Annotated in this window: 5 protein-coding genes; 4 read left to right on the top strand and 1 reads right to left on the bottom strand. The window is 63.4% G+C overall.

What is annotated here, in order from left to right; genetic code table 11:
- Entirely contained in the window at positions 1 to 393 is a 393-nt protein-coding gene (locus tag AC07XP_RS12595; RefSeq protein WP_495264859.1) for a hypothetical protein, read from the bottom strand.
- A gap of 341 nt (positions 394 to 734) precedes the next feature.
- Between AC07XP_RS12595 and AC07XP_RS12600 the strand changes: the two genes are divergently transcribed.
- The 4 genes from AC07XP_RS12600 (at position 735) to AC07XP_RS12615 (ending at position 6305) form a co-directional block, all read left to right on the top strand.
- Complete coding sequence (locus AC07XP_RS12600) at positions 735 to 1277, top strand: hypothetical protein (RefSeq protein ID WP_495264860.1); 543 nt, start codon at positions 735 to 737, stop codon at positions 1275 to 1277.
- A gap of 13 nt (positions 1278 to 1290) precedes the next feature.
- A complete protein-coding gene (locus tag AC07XP_RS12605; RefSeq protein WP_495264861.1) occupies positions 1291 to 1560 on the top strand; it encodes a hypothetical protein in 270 nt (89 codons plus the stop codon).
- The gene (locus AC07XP_RS12610; protein WP_495264862.1) at positions 1557 to 1979 is read left to right on the top strand and encodes a protein-export chaperone SecB; all 423 of its coding nucleotides are present in this window, start codon (positions 1557 to 1559) and stop codon (positions 1977 to 1979) included. The genes AC07XP_RS12605 and AC07XP_RS12610 overlap by 4 nt, the downstream gene beginning before the upstream one ends.
- A gap of 105 nt (positions 1980 to 2084) precedes the next feature.
- Positions 2085 to 6305 carry an LPD3 domain-containing protein gene (locus tag AC07XP_RS12615; protein ID WP_495264863.1) on the top strand — a complete coding sequence of 1407 codons (4221 nt, stop codon included), beginning with the start codon at positions 2085 to 2087 and terminating at the stop codon, positions 6303 to 6305.
- Positions 6306 to 6378: the final 73 nt, after the last annotated feature.

The following is a 6378-nucleotide window of genomic DNA, read 5'->3' on the forward strand; positions in this document are numbered from 1 at the left end:
CTACTTTGGGGCGTCCTTCAGGAACTCATCGATTTCGCTGCGGGGCTGCTGGGGCGGTTGTGTCGGCTTCTGAAGGCGAGGCTCTGCGGCTGCAGCTGGCGGCCGAGATTGTCGGAGGCCGGCAGGAGACGTGCCGCCCATTCCGACTGGGCGGGCCCCGACTCGCGCGAACAGGACGACCACCGCGAAAGCCACTGGCAGCATCACCACGCCGAGGATGATCCCTGCCACCGAAGTGCGCGTGCGTCCCTGTGCATCGTTGGGCCACTTCGCGAACGCGAGCACCCTGGGCACCAGGAAGCCCAGGAAGGGAACGAACACCAGCAGGCTCCACGCGCCAGAGAGTCCGGCGCGCTGCAGGATGCGCCAGCCCGGCACGATGGCCAGGGCCAAGATGGGCGCCACCATCACGATGGCGATGGCTCAGTGCCAGATGCTGATACTTCCCATGCCTCACTCCGTTTTTGTCATTGAAAATGACTTATCAGGCAGAGGCATTCACGAGTCCGAAGGCAGCAAATTCCAGCGTTGATTGTTCTGCGTTGACTAGTCGTATGAATCGTGAAGAAGAGCCCAGCGACAAGAGTTTGTTTAGCATGTGCTAAATTTCATGCAAGATCCGTCATACACTTTGTAGCACTTCGTTGGGGGCGGTCAAAGACAGACCTTAAGCAGGACGCTGCTCCTACAGACACTTGTGCTTGTAAACGTACGATGGGAGGCGGTCGTTGTACTTGGGGACACACGGAACGAGTCAGACGCGCGCCGTAAAAATTGTCGCTGAAAAAAGGTTTCTCCATACTAGCGACGAGGATGGGCGCTGTGGTGGCGGAGTCTACTTTTGGGCCTATGAAAAATCTGTAATCGCCGCCAAGCATCTGGCAAAACTGTGGTGGACTAGTCGAACTAAATTCGATGAATACAAGGCTGATCCAGACCCTGGGTGTGCCGTCGTAAATGTGGAAATTCGCCCCCCGTCTGAGTTTGAATTTGTTGATACTTCAACTCTTGGATTCCGCGAGGCCGTCTATGAAATGTTGGGCAAACCAAATTTTGAGGAATTTGGCGAATTTAAGCTCAATAGAGCCATTGCCCTGTTGATTAAAAGACTCGAAGAAAAAACCGGAAGCAAAGTTCTGGTTGCCAAATTGGTTATCGATCCTCCCAAAAAAACTGGTGAGAAATCGGTCCTTTCGGCTCTTTATTCAATGCATCCCGCCTATTTGGTCCGAGAAGGCGGCGATCATTTGATTGAAAAAATAGAAATTTTGGACTAATCAGGAGAGTGGTATGGAAAAACTGCTTCAAGAAATAGTTAAGGAATTTAAGAGCTTATCTCTTGAAAAGCAGATTGAAGAACTCCAAAAGATGGATGGTCATGATGTGGCTATCTCCCTGGGAGAAATTGAGTCTGTATTGAAGAGTCACTTTGATAGTGAATGGCTCCGTACGCTTTGGTCGCGCAGTCTGTCTTTGCTTGGGCAAGTGCCTTTGACAATTTCTGACTTCGAAGACTTGGTAGATGCGGCGAACGACGAGCGCTTTGCGTTGGCTGCGTGAGCGAGTTGCATCCTATCCAGTTGCGGGACATCGTTGTTACGCACTTAAGTTGTGTCGTCAACGATCCGGTCGCGGCCAAAGAGTTTCAAGGTGAAATTGATCTTTCTATTCAGTCTGGCGTATCCGAAATAACGCCAGGCGACTCGCATGTGGCCGTTGGTGTGAGAGCTACGGTCACGACGGTGGATAAGATCGATGACAAGACGATTTTTGAAATATTCGTTGACTTGAGCGGACAGTTCGAAGTCGATTTGAAAAAATTTAAATTCGAGCACCTTGAGGAATGGTCGAAAGTTAACGCACCATTTCTTCTTATTCCGTATGTGCGTGAGCAGGTATTTGGTTTGGCAGCGAGAGCAGGGATTTCCGGGCTCATATTGCCATTTCTTATTCAGCCTCGAATGATCACTACGAAGTAAAAAGAGCCCGCGTCAAGCGGGCTTTTTTATTTCCGCTTGTCAGACGCGGCGTGGTCGCCCCCTCTAGGGTTCGACGCCGCTGGGGAGCGGCGGAAGACTGGGGGGATGAGTGACATCGACAACTTCCTCGGTGGCTCGACCGAGTCGGCTTCCACCAAGCCTGCCAAGCGGTCTGGACAGATCGACGACTTTCTGGCGGACGCCAGCCTCCCCGCTCGTAGTGCTCTTGCCGTCGCCAACGACACGGTGATTGAAGCCGCCAACGCGGTGGCCGGCGGCGTCTCGGCCGCCGCCAACTTCGTGAAGCCCGGCAATGCCGTCTCGAAGTTCATCGACGACAAGATCATCAAGGCCGGCGAGGAGTCGCAGAGCGATGTGGTCAAGGCGTCGAAGAAGAAATTCCGCGACGACGTGGAAGGTGCCGATGGTGTTGGCGATGAGCTGAAGGCGGTCGGCGGCTACGTGTTGGAGAACCCGCTGCTGTCGGCGGTCCAGGCCGTGGGCTCGTTCGTTGGGCCCGGCGCGGCGATCAAGGGCGCTGGAGCTGCAGCGCGCGCTGTCGGTGCTGGCGCGAAGGCAGTGGAGCGCGCAGGCCTTGCTGGTGGTGCAGCTGCTGGTGCTGCGATGGCCGGCGGCGATGCAGCCGGCACTGCCTACGACCTCGCGTCGAAGGCGGGCGCGACCGATGACCAGGCCACGGCCGCGGGCCGACAGGCCGGCGTGATCCCGGCGGTGGTGGGCGCCGCGGGAAGCCTGGTCGGTGCCGAGCGGTTGGTTGCTGGCGCCAAGGGCTTCGGCGGCAACGCGTTCGCACGTGCGGGTAAGACGGCAGCCGTCGAGGCCGTGCAGGAAGGCTTCGAGGGAGGCATCACGCAGTACGAGGGCCAGCGCGCGGCGGTGCCGTTCGACCCGACCATGGACCCGTCGAAGGGCGTGGCGGCCGCGGCGGGCATGGGCGCGGCGCTGGGCGGCATCACCGGCGGCGGTGTGTCGCTGCTCACGGGTGGGCATGGCGGTGCTGAAGCGCCAGCACCTGCGGCCGCACCGCTGCTGCTTTCGAACGAGCCCGACCCGCTGGTGGGCTTCCCCGATGGAACGGTGGGCCGGCAGTCGGAGGTGGACGCCTACCTCGCCGGCCTGCCGGAAGACCAACGCGCAGCGGCCCGCACGCGCATGATGGGCCTGGCTCCGCAGCCGGCACCGCCAACGACTGAAGCGCCGGCGTCAGCGGCGGCCGCAGAGGCTCCGGCGCCGCTGCCGTCGCAGGCCATGGGCATCGACTCGAGCGCCGGCCCGTTGTCCGCCGGCGCCGCGCTCGCTGTCGATTCGGGCGTGCACGAGCAGATGCTGCAGGACGCCCAGCGCCAGGCCGATGAAGCCGCGCTGGCCGACCGGGAGCAGGCCGCCGCCGCCAGCCGCGCCGCGCCGCCGGTGCTCGACTACTCCGGCCTGGATGAGCGCGACCGTGCGCTCTACGACGACTACTTCCGCGCGCTCGACCGCGAGACCGAGGGCCACATGGCCACCGCACTCGCGGACGACGTGCCCGACATCGGTGCGCGCAATGTCACCGACGAAGAATTTCTCGGCGCGAACGACCTGGAGATTGCAGATGTCATTCAAACTGCCCGCGGAGCCGCGGGCCCGCAAGAACGTGCTGGCGGCGCTGCTGCGCCTGCGGCAGATGTCGCCGACGGCGCGCGACCGGCTGCTGCAGCAGCTCCGATCCAGCAAGGAGAAGCCGAGCCCGCGCAAGCAGTAGCGGCAGCGCCCGCGGCGGTGGGCGCTGCGTCCGGTCCGGCCGTGGATGCACCGACCAGCGTGCAAGAGGGCATCGCTCGGGCGCGTGCGCGCCGTGGCGCATCGCCAGCACCTGCAGCAGCACCGGTGCAGGCCCCGGCCGCCACAGCAGCGCCGGCGGCGCGCCGCGAGAAGGCAGTGCGCCGTGTGGATGAGAGCAAGGCGTGGTTCCTGTCCCAGGACAAGGCCCAGGCCTTCGTGGAAACGTCGGGCCTCACGGACACCCACGAGGTGGTGCCAGACAACCGTCGATTCGTCGTGCGAGCCAAGGCCGCGCCCGAGCAGACGCAACCTCAAGGAGATCAAGATGGTGCAGCCGCACGAGGCATTCGGGTGGCAGATGACGGCGTACAGCGCACTGCTGATGCTGCGCCGCGCGCGGCAGGCCAGCCGCAGCGAGACGCGGAGCCTGCTGGAGGTGCTGGAGGTGCTGGAGGTGCTGGAGGTGCTGGACAGCGGGGCGGAGATCCCGCCCGAGCTGCGCCCGCTGTGCCAGAAGCTGTACCTGATGCAGCTCGCGCCGGCGAGCGCCAGCCTGCACTGAGCAAAGCCGCGGCGCCCGCAGCGGGCGTGGATGCCGCGGCGCATGAGGCCGCCACGAGCCCGCTGAACGATAAGCCCGAGCCGACAGGCGCGCAAAAGGACGCGGGCAACTATTCCCTGGGGCACCTCTCCGGTCCCGAGGTGCAGGGCCTGCGCATCAGCATCGAGAACCCCAAGGGCAGCACGCGCAGCGGCACCTCGCCGGACGGTACGACCTGGAGCAACACGATTGCAGCGCACTACGGCTACGTGAAGGGCACCGAAGCCGTCGACGGCGACCACGTCGACGTTTTCGTCGGCCCGCACGCTGCCACTGCGCCCACGGTCTACGTGGTGGACCAGGTCAACGCTGACGGCTCCTACGACGAAGCCAAGGCCCTGTTCGGGTTCAACACGGAGGCCGAGGCTGTGGCCGCCTGCAAGGGCAGCTACGACGCCGGCTGGAAGGTGGGCCCCGTTACTGCGATGTCGGTGGACGAATTCAAGGCTGGTCTGGCTGCCGGGTTGTTCATGAAGCCTCTGGATTCGAGTCTTGCCGATGTGCCTTTCCGTCGCGCAGCCGATGCGGACGGCACTGAGAGACTATCCCCAGCGGTCGCGAACGCGATGCGTGCGCTCAGCCGGCCGTCCTATTCGCCGGAGGCCCGCATGCAGGCAGTCACCGGCGTGCAGAAGACCGTGGACGCCATTCGTGCTGCTTGGGGCAACGGGCCTGACGTCGTGGTCGCGTTCGACATGGGCGATCCTGTGGTGCCGGCCGCCGCGCGGCGCGCTGACCTGAAGCAGCGCAGCGGCGGCGCACGCGGCGCGCCGGAGGGCTTCTACTACCGCGGCAAGGCCTACCTGATGGCGTCTCGGCTGTTGAGTGCCCAAGACGCAGCCCGCGTGCTGTATCACGAGGTGCTGGGCCACCACGGGCTGCGCGGCCGGTTCGGCAAGCAGCTCGACGGCGTGCTCAACCAGATCGCGACGACTCGGCGCGCGGAGGTCGACGCCAAGATCAAGGAGTACGGCCTACGCGGGGTGAACAAGTTTGACCGCCGCGCGGCCGCCGAGGAGGTGCTGGCCGAAATGGCGCAGCGCACACCCGAGCTGCACTTTGTGCTGCGCGCGGTGGCGGCGATCCGCGCCTGGCTGCGCGAGCACGTGTCGGGCTTTCGCGGCCTGCGCCTGACCGACGACGAGATCATCCGCAACTTCATCCTGCCGGCACGCCAGTTCGTGGAGCGCGGCGCCGGCGCGGCTGCGCCAGGCCCCGGGCCGAGTTTCAGCCGTGCGGAGGATGCCGCGGTGCCGCAGCGCCAGGCATCGACCTTCGCGGAAGCTCGAGAAGCAGCCAAGGCGTTCCAGGGCACTCCCTTGCTGAATATCGAGACTGGGATGCAGGCAGTCGTGTCGCGCAACTCGCTGGACAAGATGCTCAGTGCCAAGTCCGTGAGCAAGTCCGAGACGCCTGCAGCCCATGCGATGGCGGTGGCGAACGCTGATGCGCTATTTCGGGAGGCGATCCTGGGCTGGAGCAGACCTGATCGGGGGAACGATCCGAACATCCGGGCCATTCACCGCTTCTTTGCGCCGATGGAGGTCGACGGGCGGTTGAAGCTGGTCAAGCTGACGGTGAAGGAAAACGCAAAGGTCGAGGGCATCAATCCGCTCTACACGGTCGAAGCTGTGGAGCTCAACGACAACGTGCCCGGCCGGCAGTGGGTCGAGGCGGCAGCGCGCGAAGATGGGCTGACGCTGGACGAAAAAAATCCCCTGCAGCGGGAGTGGGCCGACGAGATAGCCAGCGATGCTGGCCCTAGATCAGCCCTCGCGCAGCCCCGCGGGGTGAACCCGGGCCGCTCTGCAGAGGACGTATTAAGTCTAGCGGAACAGATTGAACGCGGCAACGCGGCCGGCGGCGAGGCTGGCGACGCCGACATCATGTTCAGCCGCTCGAAGGTGGCGGGCTACGCACGCACGGCCACGGCCGAGCTGTAATAGTCCGACGGTGACCGTTATTGACGCGCTCACTCGCGGGCGTTCAGTCGAGCATTGACCTCGTCGATGTCGA

Source organism: Variovorax sp. GW531-E2, from assembly GCF_059423125.1.

Bases quoted from the DNA above. Each gene is read 5' to 3' on its own strand.
- AC07XP_RS12615 (WP_495264863.1), top strand. From the start codon at position 2,085: ATGAGTGACATCGACAACTTCCTCGGTGGCTCGACCGAGTCGGCTTCC.
- AC07XP_RS12605 (WP_495264861.1), top strand. From the start codon at position 1,291: ATGGAAAAACTGCTTCAAGAAATAGTTAAGGAATTTAAGAGCTTATCT.